Source organism: Nocardia spongicola (assembly GCF_047200775.1).
GTDB lineage: Bacteria > Actinomycetota > Actinomycetes > Mycobacteriales > Mycobacteriaceae > Nocardia.
Map to the genome: position 1 here is coordinate 80,216 of NZ_JBJZOO010000006.1, position 20,686 is coordinate 100,901.

Below are 20,686 nucleotides of genomic sequence, written 5' to 3' on the forward strand. Positions count from 1 at the left end.
CCATCGGGAATCACCCTGAGCCGGCCACGCAGAACACGGGGTGCGGTAGGCCCCCGAATGCTCGCCGGAACAACAGATCGGTCCACAAAGCATTCAGGATATTTTCAGGGTTCCCCCCGATGTGCCCGTCCCCGGATCGGGACCACCATAGGAACCATGACGAGAACCAGCTTCGGCGATCAGCTCCAGCAGATCTGGCAGACCCGGCCGGTGCGGTTGCCTCAGCAGGCTCCGGTCGCAGGCGTCGCCGCGGGATTCGCACGGCGCTACCAGGTCGATCCGGTGCTCGTCCGCGTCGCGTTCGTGGTCTCGACGATCTTCGGCGGCGCGGGCCTCGTGCTCTACCTGCTGGCCTGGCTCCTGCTGACCGCGGCGGGCGACCAGGTCTCGGCAGCCGAGTCCATGCTCGGCAAAGGCCACAGTACGCAGTCGCAGACCAAGACCATCGTGTTGATCGTGGCACTGGCCATCTCGGTCAGCACGATGGGTCCGGTCGGTGTCGGGCTCGGCGGATCCGGCCTGATCAGCTTCGCGCTGATGCTGGCGGGCTGGTGGATGCTGCACCTACGCACGCCGGTGCCACCGGCAGGCACAGGTGAAGCGGTCGGTGAGTTCCTCCCGGACAACGGAAGCACCACTACCGGATACCCCGGCACTGCCTTCCCGCCCGGCGCGCCCCGCACCGCGGGCGGTATGCCGATGCCACCGGCTGCCCGCTACAGCCCCTACACCCGACTACCGGATACCTATACGCCCGCCCCACCGGCAGCGGCGACGCCGGGCGATCCAGAACAGGTGACGATGAACAAGCCTGCCGCGAGCCAGACCACCGGGAACACCGCTCCCGCGGAACCCGGGACCGGGCAGCCCACAGCGGCCACCACAGCGGCGGCGAACACCCAGCGGGAAACCGAGCAGATCGACGCACCACCGACCGGCAGCCCCGTCTCGCTCGGTAAAGACGATACCGATACCTCGACCCCTGACAGCCGACCCGCTCCGCCACCGAATCCCCCCTCGGCGGAGCACACCGCGATCATCGGCGGCCCGACCCCACCGTCCTGGGATCCGCTCGGTGTGGCTCCGCTCGCCTGGGACCTCCCGGAACCCACCCCCGTCCATACCGACACCGCACCACCACAACGTCCTCGATCACGACTGACACCGGTAGTGCTCGGTATGGCCATCCTCGCCGCGGCGGGCGCAGGCGCGGCGGCAATCGCGGGTGTGGAATGGATGACACCTGCCAGGATAGGTGCGGCGGCCTTGGCGGTGATCGGTCTCGGACTGATAGTCGGCGCCTTCCTGCGCCGCGGCTACGGCCTGCTGGTGATCACCGCCCCGCTCGCCGGATTCGTGCTCCTCGCCTCTGCTGTCGGCCCGATCGAGTTCAACCGTGGCGCGATGGGCGAGCACACCTGGGTGCCGGTTTCCGGTACCGATCTGGCATCGGACTACACGGTGACCCTCGGCTCCGGCACGCTGGATCTACGTTCCCTCGAACTCACCGAGAACCGCTCCGTCGAGCTCACCGTGCGGGTGGGTGAAGCCAGAGTGCTCCTGCCCCCTGAGCTGACCGTCAGGACGCAGTGCACCGCGTATATCGGTGAGGCCCTCTGCGAGAACGGCCTCACCGGACCGAGAACTCCTGGTGCTCCGGTGCTGGAGCTGAACGTCGATGTCCGAGTCGGAAGCGCGGAGGTGCAGCGTGGCTGAGAACAACAACAAGGTGCCGAACACCAAGCGTGGCCTCTCCGGTTCGCTGCTCATCGCGGGTGTACTGGCCCTCGCGGTGAGCGTGTGGGCCTTCGCCGGTCCCGCGTCATGGCCGGTAGCCACCATGCTCCCGATCGGCTGGATCATAGTGCTCGGTGCGATCGTCATCGGCATCGCTCTGGTGATCTCACCGCGTAAACGATCGTGATCATCGGCTGGATGCCGAACGAACAACCCGCCCGGCGCCGGATGGCGCCGGGCGGGCCTATGCGTACATCTGATCGGTCGACAGTCCGCGAGAGATCGGGGCCTACTCCCACTCGATAGTGCCCGGCGGCTTGCTCGTCACATCGAGGACTACGCGATTGACTTCCGCGACTTCATTGGTGATCCGGGTGGAGATGCGCTCGAGCACCGCATAGGGCAATCGGGTCCAGTCTGCGGTCATCGCGTCCTCGCTGGAGACCGGGCGCAGCACGATGGGGTGCCCGTAGGTACGGCCGTCACCCTGCACACCGACGCTGCGGACGTCCGCGAGCAGTACCACGGGGCACTGCCAGATCTGCTGATCGAGACCGGCCGCGGTCAGCTCTTCACGAGCGATGGCATCGGCTCGGCGCAATGTTTCCAGCCGGTCCGCGGTGACCGCACCGACAATCCGGATAGCGAGGCCGGGACCGGGAAACGGTTGCCGTCCAACGATTTCCTCTGGCAGGCCCAGTTCGCGCCCCACCGCACGGACCTCGTCTTTGAACAGCAACCGCAATGGCTCGACCAGCTCGAACTCCAGATCGTCCGGCAAACCGCCGACATTGTGATGGCTCTTGATATTCGCGGTGCCGCTACCGCCGCCGGACTCGACGACATCGGGATACAGCGTGCCCTGCACCAGGAACTCGACCTTCGGCATAACACCGTCGGCCTCGCGGTGCTCCAGTACCGCCTCGCCCACCGCGTCTTCGAAAGCGCGGATGAACTCCCGCCCGATGATCTTGCGCTTGTCCTCGGGATCGGTGACCCCCTTCAGCTCACCGAGAAACTTGTCCACCGCGTCCACGGTCACCAGTCTGGCGCCGGTCGCGGCGACGAAATCCTGCTGCACCTGCTCGCGCTCCCCCGCACGCAACAAACCGTGATCGACGAATACACAAGTCAACCGGTCGCCGATGGCGCGCTGCAGCAACGCCGCGGCGACCGCGCTGTCCACCCCACCGGACAAACCACAGATGGCGTGCCCGGTACCGACCTGCTCCCGCACCGAGGCGATCAGCGAATCAGCGATACTGGCCGGGGTCCAGGTAGGGGGAATACCAGCGATCTCATGCAGGAATCTACTCAGCACCTGCTGTCCGTGCGGCGAATGCAGCACCTCGGGATGGTATTGCACACCGGCCAGCCTGCGGGCACGGTTCTCGAACGCGGCCACCGGGGCCCCCGCGGTGGTTCCGGTGACCTCGAAGCCGGCAGGCGCGTCGGTGACCGCGTCACCATGGCTCATCCACACCGGCTGAATGGTCGGCAGGCCACCGTGCAGTACCCCGCCGTCGATATTGAGCTCGGTCCGGCCGTACTCCCTGGTACCGGTATGCGCGACTGTGCCACCCAGCGCCCGCGCCATCGCCTGGAAGCCGTAGCAGATACCGAAAACCGGCAGATCCAGCTCGAACAACCGCGGGTCCAGCTGCGGCGCGCCCTCGGTGTACACACTCGCCGGACCACCGGAAAGAATCACCGCGAGCGGCTTTCTCTCTGCGATCTCCTCAACCGTCGTGGTATGCGGAATCACCTCGGAGAACACACTCGCCTCACGGACCCGCCGTGCGATCAGCTGGGCGTATTGTGCTCCGAAATCGACGACGAGGACAGGTCTCTGGGTTTGTGCCACCCGCTCAGCTTAGTGAGCGAGAGAAACCAGCGAATCAGCGGCACAACGAGCACCCACCGGCCTGGCAACAATCCGAAACACCCCACACCACCCGGCACGCGAGCTGTCATTCCGCTCGTGCCTTTCGCCCACGCGATCGATGCCGATATTCCATGACGAGGACACCGGCAGCGCCGGCCCGCCGATCTCCCCCAGCCACAACAGCGCGAGTCTTACGAGCGCCGTTCGCGGCCCGGCTCGCGTCCCAGCGGACGAAGCGCAGGCGCCGTAGGCGCGAGTCTCGTCTGCTGGGACGTGAGCCCCGAAGGGCCGCGAACACGCAGCGCCGCAGGCGCTGCAAATCAGACACAGCTCAAGCGCGAACGCTCAGGCCGACTTTCTGGAATTCCTTCAAATCCGAGTAACCGGCCTTGGCCATCGAGCGGCGCAGACCCCCGACGAGATTCAATGACCCGAACGGATCGTCGGACGGACCGTAGAGCACCCGTTCCAGGCTCGGGCGGGCGGCGACACCGTCATCCGGTTCGCCACTGAGGTCCCACGGATCGTCCGCGCGCAACAGCGAACCACGCGGCACCGAAGGATGTGCCGCCGCCGAGGGCCAGTACCAACCGTGCCCCGGCGCATCCGCGGCGACAGCGAGCGGTACCCCGAGCATGGCGGCATCCGCACCGCAGGCGATCGCCTTGGCCAGCTGCCCGGAGGTGGCGATATCACCGTCCGCGATAACGTGCACGTAGCGGCCACCGGTCTCATCCAGATAGTCACGGCGGGCGGCGGCGGCGTCGGCGATCGCGGTGGCCATGGGCACACCGATACCGAGCACTTCGCCGGTGGTGGTCGCACCGGGATAGGAGCCGTACCCGACGATCACGCCGGCCGCTCCGGTGCGCATCAGGTGCAGCGCGGTGCGGTGATCGCTCACCCCGCCCGCGACCACGGGCACATCCAGCTCGGCGATGAACGTTTTGAGGTTCAACGGCTCACCGTCGCTGACGTGCTCGGCGGAGATGATCGTGCCGTGCACCACCAGCAGGTCGATACCCGTCTGCACAAGCGCCGGGGTGAGGGCGCGCGCGTTCTGCGGGCTGACCCGCACCGCCACCGTGACCCCGGCGGCGCGCACCTGCGCGACCGCGGCGGCGAGCAGATCCGGCTGCATGGGTGCGGCGTGCAATTCCTGCAGCAGTGCTATGGCGCGCTCGTAGCCGCCCTTGTCGGCGAGCTCGGCCAACTGGTCGATCTTCGCGGCGACATCCGCGTGCCGCGCCCACAGACCTTCACCATTGATCACGCCGAGCCCGCCGAGGCGACCCAGCTCGATGGCGAACTCCGGCGATACCAGCGCATCGGTCGGATGCGCGAGGAGCGGGATCTCGAAACGGTAGGCGTCCAGTTGCCAAGCCAGCGAGACCTGCTTCGACGATCGGGTCCGGCGTGAGGGGACGATATCGACATCATCCAGCTCGTAGGTACGCCGGGCGGTCCGGCCCATGCCGATCTCCACCATATCGCGCACGCGAATTCTCCTTAGGGTTTTCGCAGCGCCCGAGGCGCTGCGGGTTCGCGGCCCCTGCTGGGCTCGCGTCCCGTGCCTGCAACGTAGCCGGACTAGCTGCGACCGGTGTAGTTAGGGGCCTCGACGGTCATGGTGATGTCGTGCGGGTGACTCTCCTTCAGGCCCGCCGCGGTGATCTGCACGAACTGAGCCTCCTGCAGATCGGCGATCGACTGCGAACCGGTGTAGCCCATGGCGGCACGCAGCCCGCCGACCATTTGATGGATGACCTGGTTGACCGGCCCGCGGAAAGGTACCCGGCCTTCGATGCCCTCTGGCACCAACTTGTCCTCGGCCAGCACGTCGTCCTGGAAATAGCGGTCCTTGGAGAAGGATTTGGCCTGACCGCGCCCCTGCATGGCGCCGAGCGAGCCCATACCGCGGTAGCTCTTGAACTGCTTACCGCCGACCAGGATCAGCTCGCCCGGCGACTCTGCGGTGCCCGCGAGCACCGAACCGAGCATCACGGTGGACGCACCCGCGGCGATGGCCTTGGCGATATCGCCGGAGAACTGGATGCCGCCGTCGGCTATCACCGGGACACCCGCGGGCTTACACACAGCGACCGCCTCCAGGATCGCGGTGATCTGCGGGGCGCCGACACCGGCGACAACCCTGGTGGTGCAGATGGAGCCGGGACCGACGCCGACCTTGACGGCGTCCGCACCCGCTTCGACAAGAGCCGCCGCGCCCGCCCGAGTCGCCACATTGCCACCGACCACCTGGATCCGGTCACCGACCTCGGACTTGACCTTGGCCACCATCTCCAGCACCTGTACCTGGTGACCATGCGCGGTATCCACCACGAGGACGTCGACACCGGCGTCGGCCAGCGTCATGGCCCGTGACCACGCGTCCTCGCCGACTCCGACCGCGGCGCCGACCAGCAGCCGACCGTCGCGGTCCTTGGTAGCGTTCGGGTACTGATCGGTCTTGACGAAGTCTTTGACGGTGATGAGGCCACGCAACCGCCCGTTGCCGTCCACGATCGGGAGCTTCTCCACCTTGTGTCTACGCAACAGACCGAGCGCGGCTTCGGCGGTCACGCCTTCCTGCGCGGTGATCAGCGGAGCCTTGGTCATCACATCGGCGACGCGCCGATTCTGATCCACCTCGAAACGCATATCGCGATTGGTGATGATGCCCACAAGAGCGCCGGTCTCATCCACCACGGGGAGCCCGGAGATCCGGAAGCGGGCGCACATCGCGTCGACTTCGGCGAGGGTATCGGTCGGACGGCAGGTCACCGGGTCGGTGACCATCCCGGCCTCGGACCGCTTGACCGTCTCCACTTGGGAAGCTTGATCAGCTGCCGAGAGGTTGCGGTGCAACACACCCATACCGCCAGCACGGGCCATGGCGATAGCCATCCGCGCCTCGGTCACGGTGTCCATCGCCGAGCTGACCAACGGGGTACGCAAGCGGATCTCCCTGGTCAGATGGCTGGTAGTCGCCACAGAGCTGGGGATCAGATCCGAAGCGGCCGGCAACAACAGCACATCGTCGAAGGTGAGGCCGAGCATGGCTATCTTGTTCGGATCGTCGCCGCCCGTAGGAGGGCGGACTGCAATTCGTTCGCCCGATACGGGATTACTCATTCGGATCGACCCCTCCTGAACGTCGATAGCGACCGGGACCGGAGGAACCCGGCTCCGTGACGGCTGATGGAATGGATGGCGGCGCTCGGCGATGGTGCTGTCGGTCCGCCGGAGCTTCGCTCAATGGTATCTGTACGGTTAACTCGCCGACGAAGTGAGCCCACCACCAAAACTGGCAGGGCGCAGCGCTGGCGCAGATGGCCCTGTTCTGCGTACCGTGGGGATGTGCGTGACCATCTACCACCTGGCTTGCCGCCGGATCCGTTCGCCGGAGATCCCTCCGACCCGTCCGCCGCGCTCGATGCTATCGAGCCCGGTGAACCGCTGGATCCCCATGAGCGCCTCGCGGTCGAGGAGGATCTCGCCGACCTCGCGGTATACGAGGCGTTGCTGGCCCATCGCGGTATCCGCGGGCTCGTGGTCAGCTGCGAAGATTGCAGGCAGGACCACTACCATGACTGGGACATGTTGCGTGCCAACCTGCTCCAGTTACTGGTCGACGGAACTGTCCGCCCGCATGAGCCTGCCTACGACCCCACCCCGGAGGCATATGTCACCTGGGACTATTGCCGGGGATACGCGGATGCCTCGATGAACGAGGCATTCCAAGGCGATGGATTCGACGGCTGAGACCGCTCAACCCCGAGACGGCTGTCCGTCCCTCTCCGTCGAGATTCGCCGCTGTGATCTTCGACGCACATGATCACTGCGGCGGGTGATTTGTGCGCGTCGGGGATCTACAGGTCAGCAGCAAGCAGGCAACGGCGAACCGGGGGCAGCAATGGATGCACGCGGTATCCGGTCTTCCGGTCGATAACCGGATGAGCGCCATCCCGACGATCGGGTATGCCGGAAGCTACGGCTGACTGCCACCCCGTGGCGGCACTGTGGAAAGCTCGGCATCCATCGAAGGTTCGGCGGTGGAAGGCCTCGGCGGTTGTGTCGTCGGATTCCCTGGCGGAGGCGTGTTCGTCGGCGGCTCGGCGCTCGTGGGTGGAACTGTGCTCACCGGCGATTGCGTGCTCGCGGGTGTCTGTGTGGTCGTAGGCGCGGTGGTCGGCGCAGGGGACGTGGTCGGTGTGCCGCTGTTCGGCGCGGTCGTATCCGTCGATTGTGATGGAGTGCCGGACCCCTCGACCGGCTGCTGCAGTATGGTCGGCCCGGTCTCGTCCGTCGTCGGAGTCGACGTTGTCGTCACGCTGCGGTCCGGGGTCGGGCGCGGATCAGTGGCCTCCGATGTTGTCGGCTCCAGCTGGCCTGCCAGCTCCGGCGATACCTTGCGCAGCTCTTCGAGCACACGCTGCCACTCGGCCGTCAGCTCGCCGCGCTTCTGCGAGTCACTGACCTGCGCGGTGTTCTCCTTGGCTCGCTCCAGACGTGACTTGGCCTGCATCGGGTTCTGCTCGACCAGAGCCGACGCCTCGTTCAGGGCGTTGTCCGCTCGCTGCACAACGGTCGTCTGGGCCTGCTCACTGAACACGACCTCCTTGACCGGCCACAGCGGATCGCCCGGCTCAGCACCGTAGGAGAACGCTGTCATACTGCCGACAACCAGAGCCAGCGCGGCCGCGGTCGCCGCGATCGGTCGAAGTAACCGCAGCTGCGCACCACTGCGTGTCCCGGTCCTGACCCGACGCGCACCGATTTCCTGGTTGACCGCCGCCACGATCGCATCCAAGTCCGGATCGGCGGGCATCGGAGCGCTGACCAGCTCCGCCCGCCAATCCGCGAGCAGTGTCGCGAGCCGGTATTCCTCGGCACTGTCGGTATGCACTTGGCCATCGCCCGCGATGGCGTCGATCAACGCATCGTCGCGGCGTACTGCGGCGATATCGACCGGACCGAGGTCCCCGAAAGACTCGGCGGCGTAGGGACCGCTGCTTCGCGCGCCGAGCCGCGCCTTCCAGTCGCCCCGACCGCGCTCGCCATCCCTAGCCATACATTTCACCTGCCCTCGCCACTTGTGACTTGAGTTTCGCGAGTGCCCTGTGCTGGGCCACCCGTATCGCACCCGCCGTGCTGCCCACGGCGGCTGCGGTTTCTTCCGCTGACAAACCCATGACCAAGCGCAGGATCAAGATCTCCCGATGCTTCGCTGGAAGCGTTGCGAGCAGACGATTCATCTGCCTGCTCGTCTCCGATTCGAGAGCTCGTTGTTCCGGACCCTGGTCGGTGGATATGACATCTGGTACTTCGGCCATCGCCTCAGCCTTGTTACGGGCGGCATTCCGGTGAGCGTCGGCGACCTTATGCGAAGCGATCCCGTAGACAAAGGCCATGAAAGGCCTGCCCTGGTCTTGATACCTGGGCAAGGCGGTCATCACAGCCAGGCAAACCTCCTGCGCAACATCATCCGCGGAGAGCTGCCCACGCTCCGCGGCTCCGATCCGCGCGCGGCAATAGCGCACCACCAGCGGACGGATCATCTCCAGTACCTGAGCTAGAGCGGATCTGTCACCCTGCGTAGCGGCAGCGACGGCGAGGTCCAGCTCTTCGCCCGTGTGCGTCATCGGCAGAGACATTCCTGGCGTTACATAGTGGCACGGTCCAGTAGCGACCAATGCTTCCACCGAAGGGGCGGAACGGATCCAACAATAGCGACCCACTGCCGAGAACCTGACAACGCGGTGGTCTCGGTATGACCTACCTCCCGCTCAGTGGGCGCAACACCCCACCGAAGCCTGCGATGAGTTCGGCGCACTCGGCCGCCTCCGCCCGCGCCTGTTCAGCACCGAGTCCCGTCCGCAACATGGCACAGGCCCACTGCAGCGGAAGCAGGCCCTGCTCCCGGCACTGCTCGGCGACCTCATCGGCCAACACACGAGATCGCTCCCGGTCGCCGCGGCCTGCCGCGGCCGCGGCGACCAATAAACGGGACTTGATCCGATGCCGCACCGATGGCGCATTCTCGGCCTGCTCCAGCGCGGCCGCCGCATGTTTACTCGCCACCTCGAAATCACTGGCCGCCAAGGCGGTTTCCGCGGATACCCAATGCCAGCGGACCGTGCGGCGCCAGCATGCGGGGTATTGCTCGGCTACTGCTGAGCTACGCCGGAGTAGCCGATCGGCCAGTGCGAGCCTGCCGGTGCCGAGCGCATCGGCGGCCAGCCCGGTGAACGCGTCGCAGACAGCATCGGCACGGCCGGGAAGGCAATCGGTGGGCACATCGTGGACTTGTTCAGCACCGGCAGCCGTATCCACGGCATCGGCCGTAAGGATCAGCGCGGCGGCACGGCCGTCCGAAGCAGCGGCGCGCTCATGACTGCCGAGCTGACGCAGTAAGGACCCCTCCACACTTCCCGCCAGTGAGAGGAGTACGGGATCGGTACTGTGGTTACGTATCTTTCGCAGTTCGACTCGTGCCGCGGCGTAGCGCCCCTGGCCGCCGAGGACCACCGCGCGGTACCACCGACCGAGCGCGTCCGAGGCCGGTGGCAATTCGGCGAGCGAATGGCCAGGATGGGCGCCGAAGGCGGCTTCGGCGAGAACCTGGATATGCGGATCTTCGAGCGGAGCTGGTGCGGACACGGGCGCACTCTATCCTTCGCCGGACACGGACCGGGTGAGTGGAAGGCAGTGCACCACGGACCGGCAATCTCTCGGTTTTCGCCGCTGGGTCCGTGTTTCCATCAGGTAAATATAGCTCCGGCAACTGCCGAGCGCCGATGCCAGGAATTCATAGGCGTTTCGTGTAATTAACCTGCTCGTCCCGTTTCAGCCATCTGGGATCCATACCCCCGAACACAGTAAGCGGCACCGTGACCGCCCACACACTCCCACACCGGGAGTGTCATACCGGGACTCCATCGAGAAAATCGCTTCTACCTGCGCAAACGACAGAATTTCCGACGCAGGACCAACATCGAGATGCCGGTCAACCAACTAGTATCACCGAAAACGATACGAAAAGTAAATAGTGCAGAGGTTAAATTTGGCGGCACGAGATTCCAGGAACTGCCGCATCGAACTATTGACGTAATTTCGCGACTGGACATAACGTAACTCATCGCCGCGAACGGCGCCGCGCGAAATCGCAGCGACCACGGAGGCCCCACCCCCGGAGACCCACGGGGGCCTCCGGATGTCTCCAGCCGGCGCGACATCAGGGCCCAAAACTGTTGCAGAACAACTGCTCGACAACGCTGACGAGCTCGCACCACGAGGAGTTCACCATGCCCATGCCGACCCACCTACCTGGCCCCAATGCCGATGTCTGGGATTGGCAGATGAGAGGATCCTGCCGCGGGCAGGATTCCGCGGTGTTCTTCCACCCCGATGGCGAACGTGGCCGGGCCCGCACCGCGCGTGAAATGCGCGCCAAGGAGATCTGCCGCACCTGCCCCGTGCTCCTGCAATGCCGTGCGCACGCACTCAAAGTCAGCGAACCTTATGGCATCTGGGGTGGCATGTCGGAGACCGAACGCGAGATGCACGCTCGGCGTAATCGCCGCCGCATGGCCGTCTGAACGAATCCACCCCATCCGCTCGTCACCGGGCATCGAATGCCTAACAGACAAAAGGGCACCGCGACAAGCTCCGGGCGAGCCGATCACACAACACGGTAATCGGCTCAACACCGAGGTCAGCAGCGGGTCGATCGATCAGCCTCGATCGACCGGCTGCCGGTGACGCGAAGGATGAGGTCGTGCGGCTGCCGGTCCGCTGCCTTAGGGCAGTCTCGGCAGGCTCGCTCGCCAGACCTCCGGACCGTCGGCACTTTTCGCGCCTCCCACGCTTTAGGCACTCTCCGTGCTTTCCACGAAGACGGGGCCGCGGCCAGTTCGCGGTACCCCGCCGAAAGGAGGTCATAGCAACCCGCTACGGTGGTGACTGATGACACAGAATGGAGCGTTGTGACAGCGCGGCCGCCAGCCGCAGAGGGCGACTCGTTCCGCAGAGAAGCCTTCCCACCCAGAGTGGATTCCGCGGTGACGGCACGCGCAGCCGAAAGCATCGAGCTCGCTGAACTTTTGCATCGATGTGGCCGAGCCGACCAGGAAGCATTCGCCGAACTGTACGACCGGACGTCCGCGCGCGTCTTCGGTCTGGTGCTGCGTATCCTGCACGATCCTGGATACGCGGAAGAGACCACACAGGAGGTCTACCTGCAGATCTGGCGGACGGCAGCGAGTTTCGATCCGGCGAAGGGCTCAGCGGTGACCTGGTTGATGACCCTGGCGCACCGCCGCGCCGTCGACCGCGTCCGCACCGAGCAGGCACACACCCAGCGTGAAGTCACCTATGGCATAAGGGTTCTCGGAAACGAGTTCGATGAGGTCACCGAAGAGGTCGAGCGCAGGCTCGAACAACAGGCCGTCCTGGCGAGTCTGGCTACCCTGACACAGACACAACGGGAAGCGATCTCGCTGGCTTACTACGGAGGGCGAACTTATGCCGAAGTAGCGGCCTACCTCGATGTAGGGTTGCCTACTGTGAAATCCCGGATACGGGACGGATTGACACGACTGAAGAAAAGTTTGGGGGTGACGTGAGATGAACAGCCGCCAGATGGATCTCGCGCACACCGTCGCGCTCGGATCGATCGACGACGGAGACCGCCATGAAGTACAAGAGCTGCTCGACAATGAGGACCCCGCACTACGCACGGAGTTCACCGAGGAAGTCGGGAATACCCGAGAAGCTCTTTCCATTCTCGCCACCGCGAGTGCGACCACTCCACCTCAGGCACTGCGGGCTCGCCTGCTCGCAGCCATCGCTGCCGAACAACCGCCAGTGGCCAGCTGAAAGCCGCCTTTCCCGCTGCTCTCGACCAGAGCCGAGAACAGCGGGCCACGCGCGGGCAACGATAAGGCCCCTGAACCACGAAGGCCCCCGAACCACATGGCGTTCGGGGGCCTAGAGCGCGCAGGGCGCGAACAGCGCCGTGCTCAGTGCGCGTGGCCGTGGTGGTTGTGCTCGTCCTGCTCTTCGGCGGGCTTGTCGACCACAGCGCTCTCGGTGGTGTTGGATATAAGCCATGTCGGCAACGCCTCCGAGGGCACTGGTGGTAATCAGATTGAGCAAGGTCACAGATACCACCACGTCACCAGAGCGCCAACTTGCGGAGTGTCACACGATCTGCGAAAAGCGCGGTTACGAAGTCGTCGGCATCGCCGAAGACCTGGACGTATCCGGTGCTGTGGACCCGTTCGACCGGAAGAAGCGCCCACGCCTGGCGCGCTGGCTCCATGGCGAGCACCTGGACGACAACGGCAACCCGGTGCCGTTCGAGGTCATCGTCGTGTACCGAGTAGACCGGTTGACCAGATCAGTTCGTCACCTTCAGAAACTGATGGCATGGGCCGAGGACCACGAGAAACTCGTGGTGTCCGCCACCGAACCGCACTTTGACACGTCGCTGCCGTTCTCCGCTGTCTTGATCGCGCTTATCGGCACCGTTGCCGAGATGGAACTGGCGGGAATCTCCGAACGTAACGCGTCCGCAGCCCGCCACAACATCCAGGCGGGCCGCTATCGGGGATCGACACCACCATGGGGATACGTCCCGAGTGACGGCACCGGAGAGTGGCGGCTGGTAAAGGACAAGGGCCAAGCCGACATCATCAACGAGGTTGCACGCCGTGTGATCGAGGGTGAACCGCTACAGCGGATCGCCCATGATCTGACTCGACGCGGCATCCCGACGCCCAAAGACAACTTCGCCAAGCAGCGTGGACGCGAGATCAAAGGCCGTGAGTGGAGCGTGACCCAGCTGAAACGGTCACTGCTCAGTGAGACCATGCTCGGGCACGCGGTGTCCGGCGGGACCGCTGTCCGAAACGACGACGGCTCCCCTATCGTCCGGTCCGAACCGATCTTGTCCCGAGAGATATACGACCGCGTAGCGGTAGAGCTGTCCAGCAGGGCACAACGAGGTGAGCCGAACAAGCGCACCAGTTCACTGCTACTGGGAGTCATCTACTGCGGAAACCCATGCCTGCATAAGCGACAAGGCGACGAGTGCCCCGAGGGTTGCACGGGCACTTGCGACGAACCCGTGTACAAGTTCAACGGTGGCAGCCACAGCCAGTTCCCCCGGTACCGGTGCCGCACGATGACCCGAGCATACAAGTGCGGCAACCGCACGATTCGGGCCGATCAAGCCGATGCACTGGTTGAGCGGACCATCCTCACTCTGCTCGGATCATCCGAACGGCTGGAACGCATCTGGGATGCAGGCGAGGACCATTCCGCCGAACTCGCCGACATCAACGACGAGCTAGTGGACCTGACCGATCAACTCGGCGTGAGCGCATTCCGCGCAGGCACACCACAGCGCGCCAAGCTCGACGCCAGGATCGCAGGCTTAGCCGAGAGGCAGGCACAGTTATCCTCTGAGGCAGTGATACCCGCTGGCTGGAAGTGGCTTCCCACCGGGGAACTGTTCGGCGACTGGTGGGGCCGACAGGATCTCACGGGCCGGAACATCTGGCTCAGATCCATGGGTGTGCGTGCACGTTTCAAGCGCGACGACGAGACCCTGTACATCGACCTGGGGAACCTGAACGACCTAACGGCAGGGCTGAAGCCCGGTCCGGCAGCGCAGAAGACAGCGGCGACCTTCGCGACCATGCAGCGGGAAGGTATCCAGGGCATCATGTTCCCGGACTCTGATGAGATGCCGACTCCGGTCGAGGGCTATACGTGGATTCAGCCAGTAGACGGCGTGTGGGTGTTCACATCGGAGGCTCTGCTTGCCGACGCCGCTGAGCGGCGGGAGTTGCGCCGCGAAAAGATTGCGGCAGATTTCCTCGATGGACCTGCCGACTGGGATGAGGACTGAGGGTTAGTCACTGTGAGCAGTACTGATGATGTGTTGGCGTTTGCGCTGGCAGTAGTGAAGCCGGGCGGTAACGCCATGCTGTTGAACGAGAACAATTCCGGGGGTGAGTGGGTTTCGGTTGAGTCCGCTGTGGAGTCGGGCCGTGCGTTCATGGTGAACGTGAAGTCCTCCTTGGCAGTGTTCGACCTGGACACCGCTGAGTTGGTGAAACGCGGCGAGCGACTTCGGGAGTGGGCCGAAGCCGAGGGGCTTCCGTGGTTACTCGTGGCTTCCGGTAGGGAAGATCACCAGCACCTTTACATCCGGTCCGAGTATCGGGACCGGGTTCTTGACCAGGCGAGCCTGCTCGGTATCCCGAAGGATGCTCATAGGCACAACAAGGGGATTCGTCCTCCGTTGGCTCCGCATCGGAAGGGTTTGAAAGGGGCTCTGATTGCCCCGGAGACGGTCCAGGAAGCGCTGGAGGTACTTGGACCTTCCGAGCGTGACGGCTCGAAGCAGCGGGAACTGTCGGCGTCGCTGTGGTCGTTGATCAAGAACGGCGATACACAGGGCTGCTACAGCGGCCGTTCTCCGATGGCGCTGGCGATTGCCTCCGGGCTTCGCCGGGCCGGGTGGAACTTCTCCGATTTCCAAGGGTTGATGTCCGACCGAAGGAACGCGGGAGGGGCGAAGTACCACGCCCTCGAGGACGGCGAGGGCAACGAGAATCCGGATGACTTCTTGGTCCGGACGTGGGAGAAGGCAGCCGATCAGCTGAGCCCGGAGGAGATCATTGCCGAGATTGCGACTGTCCGGGCGGTAGTCGAGTCTGCCCCGTGGCCGGGCAGGACCGGGAAGACCGATCAGGCAGTCATGTTCGCGCTGTGCCTGTTAGGCACGACTTCAGGCACTACGGCTCCGACGTTCGGGTCTCGCCGTATCGCTGAGGTGGCGCAGATCGAGGACAAGACGGTCCGCAAAGCATTGGGTCGTTTAGTGTCGGCTGGTTGGCTGGTACGGGTGAAGGCATCCAAGGAGGGGGATGCCGATACCTACCGGTTCGGCCCTCAGGTGGACAAGATGACCGCACTTATACCGTCCCCCCATATAGTTAAAAAGGATAAGTGCGGTAGTTCTGACCAGATTGATGGTGAACGGGTGCTGCTACACCCGTTGTTCAGGAATGGGTCTGCCCTGGGTAAAGGCACAGGACAGACATGGTTGATCCTTACTGGTCTTCGCCGTTCGGCTACGGCCAAGGAGCTTGAAGAAGCGGGAGCCGGGAAGCGGCGAACCGTTGATCGTCATCTGAAGATGTTGGAGAAGCACGGCTTAGCCGTGAAGTCAGGTACCAAGTGGACAGCCTCCGGTGATGCTCGGAGGCTGGATGAACTAGCGATAGAGCTTGGTGCTGTGGAACGTTCCAAACGTCAGCTGGAACGGCATGAGCGGAACCGCGAAGGTTTCCAGACTGCTCTCCGGTTGAAGGATGCTCGCCAAGCCGGAGCCGAGGAAGCTCCGGCCGTGGAGTTCATTCCGCTCACTGACGAGGAGATAGCAGAGCTTCAGGAACAGTGGGAAGAGGAGAAGCGCCGACGCTGGGAGGAGGAGCAAGCATTGCTCAGTCAGCTAGGGCTACCTAACGAGTTGGGATAACCCCCTGGGGGTACAACCCTCCCTCGGGTTGTTGGCCTGTTCTCTGGCATACAGGGGCCACGCGTGTGCACCCCCGGGGGGAGCGGGGGTGCTCGTCTTCCGGTGGACCCGGATGTCAATCGGTCAGCGTGGCGTACCAGCTGGGGGCTTTTTCGTGCCTTTATGAGGTCAGTGTCTTGCGGACCAGTCGCACTACGAAGAAGATGCCGATACCGAGTACCAGGAACACCCCGGCCATGATCACCGGCAGCGCGGATGAATCATGCCTGCCGATGCACTCCCCGTATCTGCTCGTGCTGCTGCATGTGACTTCCCCAGTCTTATCCGCGATGAACAAGCACAGCTAGGCACTGGGGGGTCGGTAAACCAGCCGTTACGCCGTCTGGATGTAGAAAGCTAACCCGTAGTCAAGGATGATCTTGCGTGAGACGCCAGCGAGGATATCGGCTACGTAGATCACCACATGCGCGTATTCGGCGATCGGCTCCGGGTACGGATTCGGGATCGTGTAGTGGTGTTCGGAGGACTTGTTGCTTGAGTGGGAGCTGTACGGCGCGGCGACCCGGTTACCGTCCACGGTGACGGTCAACTCCACCGGATGGTTGAGCATTGACACCGAAGGGTCAATAGATACGGCGGCATACGAGAATTGGAGCCCCAGCTGTGTTGACAATATCGGTGTCAGCCAGGACCGGACTCCGCCCTCACCGTTGCTGACGAACGTGGGATCTGTGTGTCTCCCGATGGTGGTGGGGCTACCCCATGCATGGTTGTTGATGGTGTCTGACATAAGCGTGGTGTCCTTCCGGGAAGTGGTGTGGATACCAGTCTCCCCTCCCGCGCGGACGGGAGGGGAGGTTAAGTGTGGATCAATCACTCGATGTAACAGGAGACCGTGTACTCATCCTCACTGATGATGGAGCCCTCAGTCGATCCGGCCCGGATCGTCGCAACCAGCCGATACGTGGTCTCTGCATCGCTGTCGCACGATGTGGTTTCATGCACCGAGATATTAGGACTACCCTGCTCATACCCTTGCGATTTCGCCGTGTCGACCGTAGTGAACATGATCCAGTGGTGCCCCCGTTGCAGGCTCACCTCGACCCTGTGCGGTGTCCAGCCGGTTCCGCCACAGATACTAGTGACACCCCACTCCAGCACCCCGTTGACCTCACGGGGAGGGTGCCAAGAGCCGACACAGCCGCCGTCAGCGGCGGACGCGGGGGCGGTAGGAAGCATCACGGCCGCGATGCCGATGATGCTGACCGCGAAGATCTTCCAGGCTATACGCATGACGAATGTCCTTTGATCGGCGGGAGGATGCTCCGTGCGTAGGTGACTTCAGGAGTCACGGTGATCACGTCGGCGAGCTTCACCAGCTCGGCAGGCACTTCCGTGCCGAAGTGCTCGACACCGGGCACCAACACGGCCTTGGCGTCGGCGTCCCATACCTGGTTCATCAGCTGCACGACCGGGTTATCGGTCCATGGGCCGAAAACCACGGTTTTCGCCAGGTCGTATCCCAGCCGTTTCGCCAGGCTCCGTATCTGGGTTTCGTGCCAGGTCTGGGAGATGCCGGATACATCTCGGCGTAAGTAGCCGAGCGCTGTCGGTCTTGACCTCATCCGAGGTCCTGATACGCCGGACGGTCGGCTATCGCGTGGCCCTGATCGGTGATGCTGCATAGCCGCGCCATGGTCAGCGGCTTTGTGAGTACTGATTTCGATAGCGCGGCAAGCGCTTTCGCTTCGGTCTGGGTGAGTGGCACAACGACCCCCTCGAGCTGTTCATGGGTGGTTTGGCAACTCGGGGTCGGGGTGAGGGCACCGGCCCCGAGCGCCTGAACTTGAAGGTACGAACAGGCGTCTGGGTCGGTCCATGAGTATGCAAAAACTTGCCGGATTTGGGTCGCATCAGCGCATAATGGGGCTAGTAGGAAGTCTTTGCACACTGCTGGACAGGATGGTTGATCATGCAGTTACGTTTCCTCGGCAAGGCTGGCTCGAAGACTGGAGACTGCCCCACCCTCTACGCCACGGACCGGGATACCTATCTAGTGCAAGCGTGGAAGACCCCGACACCGGAAACGGTGGAGCTGCCACACCTGCTACTCGGCTTCTCCGGCCCAGATACGTTCATCGGAGCCACTATGACGGATACCGGTCGGGGGACGTTCAGGCTGAGGGGTCGGCCCGTTGCCGAACCTGAGATGCTAGAACAGCTCAACCTTGCCGACGATGAAACAGTGATCGAAGTACCAATGGTCCGGAGGAATTTCTACGGTGGAATTACGGCAGAATAACCCTTGGCCTGATCTCTTCCGGGAAGTCAAGCAGTCAGCTTTCCATATCGAAGTCAGGGATACATACGCCGTACCGAGCGAATCGGAGCCGTTACGGCGATTCCTAGCCGGTGAGCCATCATTGAATAATTCAGAAGAATTCTGGAATTCATGGGGTTCTCTGGTGAAGGAAACGAAAGACCGTGGTGTTGTGGTCGGCAGAATCCGTGTAGTCACTGTTCCGCTCAGCGATTACCAGAGGTGGCTACTGACCGAGACCGGCGATAATATCGAGGCAGGAGAGGACATCCGATACCTGCCCCGTCATCTCGCCGGAGATGTGCCACAGGATGATTTCTGGTTGTTCGATGACGAAGTAGTAGGCTTCAACCTAATCGACGCAGATGGTAAACCAGCCGGAGCGTCAGTAACCACCGATCCGGGAATCGTTTCTCACTGTCAGCGAGTGAAAGAACAGCTCTGGTCGCTGGCTACACCATTTTCTGAATTTCAGCCGTGACTAGTTCGGCACAAGAGGCTCGGGAAGCTCTCGGTAAACGTCTACGGGAAATCCGGCGACGCGCCGGTATCACCGGCCGAGAGCTTGCCCGGCGCGAAGGGTGGCACGAATCCAGAGTATCGAAAATAGAATACGGCATTCTTCGGCCATCCGATGCCGATATCCGAGCGTACTGCACTCACGCAGGTGCAGAAGACCAGGTAGAGGACCTTCTAGCCAGTCTGCACAACGTCGACTCTGCTTATATGGACTGGAGGCGTGTTCTCGCTTCCGGAACGAAACGACGACAGCAGCAATCAATCAAGCTGGAAGCAGAGGCGAAGCAGATACGGAACTGGCAGCCTCAGATTATCCCTGGATTACTCCAGACGGCGGATTACGCTGAGTCCATCCTCCGCTGTGGAATCGATTTCTATCAGATACCTGATGATATCAATGGGGGTGTCTCCAAGCGGATGGAGCGGCAACGGGTTCTCTATCAGCGAAGCCACAGTTTCCATTTCCTTATAGCGGAACAAGCCCTATATACGACCGTAGGTAGCGATGCTGTCATGCGAGGACAGCTCGATCGGCTTCACTCAATCATCGGAATGCCACGAGTAGCGTTGGGAATTGTGCCCGCGATGGCGGAGGCTAAGACTGCTATTGAGAATTTCGTGATGTTCGACAACCGTATGGTAAAAGTCGAAGGACATACCGCAGAGATTACTATTACCCAGCCTCGGGAGATAGCGCTCTATGGTCGCGCCTTCGATATCCTGTCGAGTCAATCTGTCACAGGTGATGCAGCACGGATACTGATACAGAAGGCGATAAACGCTCGGACCTAACCGCGAAGATCGCCCGTCTCTAAGCGATTGGACTTGCGTACCCATATCCGAGCATGGGTTGGGTTGATTTCGTGGCTTAGAAACGAAAATAGGCCCCGGTTTGGCCGGGGCCTATGTCGTATCCGTAGTCAGTTCTCCGACAGATACCGATAAATAGTCGCTCGGGAGCATCCGAGCATCTTCGCGATATCCGGTGCGCTGATCCCCTTAGCTCTCAGCTCTCGAGCCTTAGCGGCGTCGCCATCGTTGACCTTGCGAGGCCGTCCGCCCTTGCGGCCGTTAGCCGCTGCGGCCGCCAGTCCGGCCCGAGTCCGTTCGATCATCGTGTCTCGCTCGAGCTGGGCGAATGCGGCCATGATCGTCAGCATCGCCTTGCCCATCGGTCCATCGGTGTGCAGACCTTCGGTGACGCTGCGGAAGCCGATACCGCGCTCTGTCAGTTGCTCGATCAGCTGGAGCACATGAACAGTGTTGCGGCCCAGCCGGTCCAGCTTCCATACCGTGAGTACATCACCCTCGCGAAGGTGGTCCAGGCACCGATCCAGTTCCGGTCGTTCGGTCTTGGTACCGGATACGCCGTGGTCGGCGAAGATACGTTCGGCACCAGCCGATTCGAGTGCGTCTAGCTGAAGCTGTGGGTCTTGGTCGGTAGTGCTGACTCGTGCGTATCCGATGACTGCCACTGATTCGTTCCTGTCTCATAATCACGTCGATCTAGCGATTTTGAGACTATAGGTTATGAGACGGGTTTTCAAGACAGTTGTTTCGGAAGTTCCTCGAGGACAACGAGAGTCCGACCGAGGGCGGTCTCAGTCGCAACAACCGATCGTTTTTGAGACGCTGGGTACCGACGAGGCTAGCGTATATATCAACCAAT

At 63.0% G+C, this 20,686-nt stretch carries 23 protein-coding genes; 12 read left to right on the forward strand and 11 right to left on the reverse strand.

Going from position 1 to position 20,686, the window contains the following annotated elements:
- The first annotated feature begins 156 nt into the window (after positions 1-156).
- On the forward strand, positions 157-1,716 hold the full coding sequence (locus ACL02S_RS14235) for a PspC domain-containing protein (RefSeq protein ID WP_412802880.1): 1,560 nt from the start codon (positions 157-159) through the stop codon (positions 1,714-1,716).
- A complete protein-coding gene (locus ACL02S_RS14240; RefSeq protein ID WP_412802881.1) occupies positions 1,709-1,924 on the forward strand; it encodes a hypothetical protein in 216 nt (71 codons plus the stop codon). The genes ACL02S_RS14235 and ACL02S_RS14240 overlap by 8 nt, the downstream gene beginning before the upstream one ends.
- Positions 1,925-2,026: 102 nt before the next feature.
- Here the strand turns inward: ACL02S_RS14240 and guaA are convergent, their stop codons facing one another.
- The 3 genes from guaA to guaB form a co-directional block, all read right to left on the reverse strand.
- On the reverse strand, positions 2,027-3,601 hold the full coding sequence (guaA, locus tag ACL02S_RS14245) for a glutamine-hydrolyzing GMP synthase (RefSeq protein WP_412802882.1): 1,575 nt from the start codon (positions 3,599-3,601) through the stop codon (positions 2,027-2,029).
- Between the two features lie 352 nt (positions 3,602-3,953).
- Positions 3,954-5,120: a GuaB3 family IMP dehydrogenase-related protein gene (locus tag ACL02S_RS14250; RefSeq protein WP_412802883.1), complete on the reverse strand. Its 1,167-nt coding sequence runs from the start codon at positions 5,118-5,120 to the stop codon at positions 3,954-3,956.
- Between the two features lie 92 nt (positions 5,121-5,212).
- A complete protein-coding gene (guaB, locus tag ACL02S_RS14255) occupies positions 5,213-6,757 on the reverse strand; it encodes an IMP dehydrogenase (protein ID WP_412802884.1) in 1,545 nt (514 codons plus the stop codon).
- Between the two features lie 225 nt (positions 6,758-6,982).
- Here guaB and ACL02S_RS14260 point away from each other — a divergent pair, with 225 nt between their 5' ends.
- Positions 6,983-7,387: a DUF5319 domain-containing protein gene (locus tag ACL02S_RS14260; RefSeq protein WP_412802885.1), complete on the forward strand. Its 405-nt coding sequence runs from the start codon at positions 6,983-6,985 to the stop codon at positions 7,385-7,387.
- Between the two features lie 92 nt (positions 7,388-7,479).
- Positions 7,480-7,623: a hypothetical protein gene (locus ACL02S_RS14265; protein ID WP_412802886.1), complete on the forward strand. Its 144-nt coding sequence runs from the start codon at positions 7,480-7,482 to the stop codon at positions 7,621-7,623.
- On the opposite strand, the gene ACL02S_RS14270 is transcribed toward ACL02S_RS14265, so the two are convergent.
- From ACL02S_RS14270 to ACL02S_RS14280, 3 genes are all read right to left on the reverse strand, one after another.
- The gene (locus tag ACL02S_RS14270) at positions 7,614-8,696 is read right to left on the reverse strand and encodes an anti-sigma-D factor RsdA (protein WP_412802887.1); all 1,083 of its coding nucleotides are present in this window, start codon (positions 8,694-8,696) and stop codon (positions 7,614-7,616) included. The genes ACL02S_RS14265 and ACL02S_RS14270 overlap by 10 nt on opposite strands.
- Positions 8,689-9,267 (reverse strand): sigma-70 family RNA polymerase sigma factor, encoded by a 579-nt coding sequence (locus ACL02S_RS14275; protein WP_412802888.1) that lies wholly within the window; start codon positions 9,265-9,267, stop codon positions 8,689-8,691. The genes ACL02S_RS14270 and ACL02S_RS14275 overlap by 8 nt, the downstream gene beginning before the upstream one ends.
- Before the next feature lie 133 nt (positions 9,268-9,400).
- On the reverse strand, positions 9,401-10,285 hold the full coding sequence (locus ACL02S_RS14280; protein WP_412802889.1) for a hypothetical protein: 885 nt from the start codon (positions 10,283-10,285) through the stop codon (positions 9,401-9,403).
- A gap of 644 nt (positions 10,286-10,929) precedes the next feature.
- On the opposite strand from ACL02S_RS14280, the gene ACL02S_RS14285 reads away from it, so the two are divergent.
- The 6 genes from ACL02S_RS14285 (at position 10,930) to ACL02S_RS14310 (ending at position 16,525) form a co-directional block, all read left to right on the forward strand.
- The gene (locus ACL02S_RS14285; protein WP_412802890.1) at positions 10,930-11,223 is read left to right on the forward strand and encodes a WhiB family transcriptional regulator; all 294 of its coding nucleotides are present in this window, start codon (positions 10,930-10,932) and stop codon (positions 11,221-11,223) included.
- Between the two features lie 450 nt (positions 11,224-11,673).
- Positions 11,674-12,249: a sigma-70 family RNA polymerase sigma factor gene (locus ACL02S_RS14290; RefSeq protein WP_412803025.1), complete on the forward strand. Its 576-nt coding sequence runs from the start codon at positions 11,674-11,676 to the stop codon at positions 12,247-12,249.
- A gap of 1 nt (position 12,250) precedes the next feature.
- Positions 12,251-12,502, forward strand: a complete 252-nt coding sequence (locus tag ACL02S_RS14295; protein ID WP_412802891.1) for an RskA family anti-sigma factor — start codon at positions 12,251-12,253, stop codon at positions 12,500-12,502.
- A 271-nt stretch (positions 12,503-12,773) separates the two neighbouring features.
- Positions 12,774-14,540: a recombinase family protein gene (locus tag ACL02S_RS14300; protein ID WP_412802892.1), complete on the forward strand. Its 1,767-nt coding sequence runs from the start codon at positions 12,774-12,776 to the stop codon at positions 14,538-14,540.
- A 12-nt stretch (positions 14,541-14,552) separates the two neighbouring features.
- Complete coding sequence (locus tag ACL02S_RS14305; RefSeq protein WP_412802893.1) at positions 14,553-16,178, forward strand: hypothetical protein; 1,626 nt, start codon at positions 14,553-14,555, stop codon at positions 16,176-16,178.
- Positions 16,179-16,381: 203 nt separating this feature from the next.
- The gene (locus ACL02S_RS14310; RefSeq protein WP_412802894.1) at positions 16,382-16,525 is read left to right on the forward strand and encodes a hypothetical protein; all 144 of its coding nucleotides are present in this window, start codon (positions 16,382-16,384) and stop codon (positions 16,523-16,525) included.
- 26 nt (positions 16,526-16,551) lie between these two features.
- Here ACL02S_RS14310 and ACL02S_RS14315 read toward each other — a convergent pair whose 3' ends face one another.
- From ACL02S_RS14315 to ACL02S_RS14330, 4 genes are all read right to left on the reverse strand, one after another.
- On the reverse strand, positions 16,552-16,794 hold the full coding sequence (locus ACL02S_RS14315) for a hypothetical protein (RefSeq protein WP_412802895.1): 243 nt from the start codon (positions 16,792-16,794) through the stop codon (positions 16,552-16,554).
- Between the two features lie 257 nt (positions 16,795-17,051).
- Entirely contained in the window at positions 17,052-17,471 is a 420-nt protein-coding gene (locus ACL02S_RS14320) for a hypothetical protein (RefSeq protein ID WP_412802896.1), read from the reverse strand.
- The gene (locus tag ACL02S_RS14325; RefSeq protein ID WP_412802897.1) at positions 17,462-17,803 is read right to left on the reverse strand and encodes a hypothetical protein; all 342 of its coding nucleotides are present in this window, start codon (positions 17,801-17,803) and stop codon (positions 17,462-17,464) included. The genes ACL02S_RS14320 and ACL02S_RS14325 overlap by 10 nt, the downstream gene beginning before the upstream one ends.
- The gene (locus ACL02S_RS14330) at positions 17,800-17,946 is read right to left on the reverse strand and encodes a hypothetical protein (protein ID WP_412802898.1); all 147 of its coding nucleotides are present in this window, start codon (positions 17,944-17,946) and stop codon (positions 17,800-17,802) included. The genes ACL02S_RS14325 and ACL02S_RS14330 overlap by 4 nt, the downstream gene beginning before the upstream one ends.
- Before the next feature lie 514 nt (positions 17,947-18,460).
- Here ACL02S_RS14330 and ACL02S_RS14335 point away from each other — a divergent pair.
- Both ACL02S_RS14335 and ACL02S_RS14340 read left to right on the forward strand, forming a co-directional pair.
- Positions 18,461-18,979, forward strand: a complete 519-nt coding sequence (locus ACL02S_RS14335) for a DUF6879 family protein (RefSeq protein ID WP_412802899.1) — start codon at positions 18,461-18,463, stop codon at positions 18,977-18,979.
- Complete coding sequence (locus ACL02S_RS14340) at positions 18,976-19,809, forward strand: helix-turn-helix domain-containing protein (protein WP_412802900.1); 834 nt, start codon at positions 18,976-18,978, stop codon at positions 19,807-19,809. Before ACL02S_RS14335 ends, ACL02S_RS14340 begins: the two co-directional genes overlap by 4 nt.
- Before the next feature lie 128 nt (positions 19,810-19,937).
- On the opposite strand, the gene ACL02S_RS14345 is transcribed toward ACL02S_RS14340, so the two are convergent.
- Positions 19,938-20,492 carry a recombinase family protein gene (locus ACL02S_RS14345; RefSeq protein WP_412802901.1) on the reverse strand — a complete coding sequence of 185 codons (555 nt, stop codon included), beginning with the start codon at positions 20,490-20,492 and terminating at the stop codon, positions 19,938-19,940.
- Between the last annotated feature and the right edge of the window lie 194 nt (positions 20,493-20,686).

What these genes read in the sequence shown, in the direction of transcription:
- ACL02S_RS14235 (WP_412802880.1), top strand. Translation starts at nt 157, where the DNA reads ATGACGAGAACCAGCTTCGGCGATCAGCTCCAGCAGATCTGGCAGACC.
- guaB (WP_412802884.1), bottom strand. Translation starts at nt 6,757, where the DNA reads ATGAGTAATCCCGTATCGGGCGAACGAATTGCAGTCCGCCCTCCTACG.
- ACL02S_RS14270 (WP_412802887.1), bottom strand. Translation starts at nt 8,696, where the DNA reads ATGGCTAGGGATGGCGAGCGCGGTCGGGGCGACTGGAAGGCGCGGCTC.
- ACL02S_RS14275 (WP_412802888.1), bottom strand. Translation starts at nt 9,267, where the DNA reads ATGACGCACACGGGCGAAGAGCTGGACCTCGCCGTCGCTGCCGCTACG.
- ACL02S_RS14285 (WP_412802890.1), top strand. Translation starts at nt 10,930, where the DNA reads ATGCCCATGCCGACCCACCTACCTGGCCCCAATGCCGATGTCTGGGAT.
- ACL02S_RS14295 (WP_412802891.1), top strand. Translation starts at nt 12,251, where the DNA reads ATGAACAGCCGCCAGATGGATCTCGCGCACACCGTCGCGCTCGGATCG.
- ACL02S_RS14310 (WP_412802894.1), top strand. Translation starts at nt 16,382, where the DNA reads ATGCCGATACCGAGTACCAGGAACACCCCGGCCATGATCACCGGCAGC.
- ACL02S_RS14320 (WP_412802896.1), bottom strand. Translation starts at nt 17,471, where the DNA reads ATGCGTATAGCCTGGAAGATCTTCGCGGTCAGCATCATCGGCATCGCG.
- ACL02S_RS14325 (WP_412802897.1), bottom strand. Translation starts at nt 17,803, where the DNA reads ATGAGGTCAAGACCGACAGCGCTCGGCTACTTACGCCGAGATGTATCC.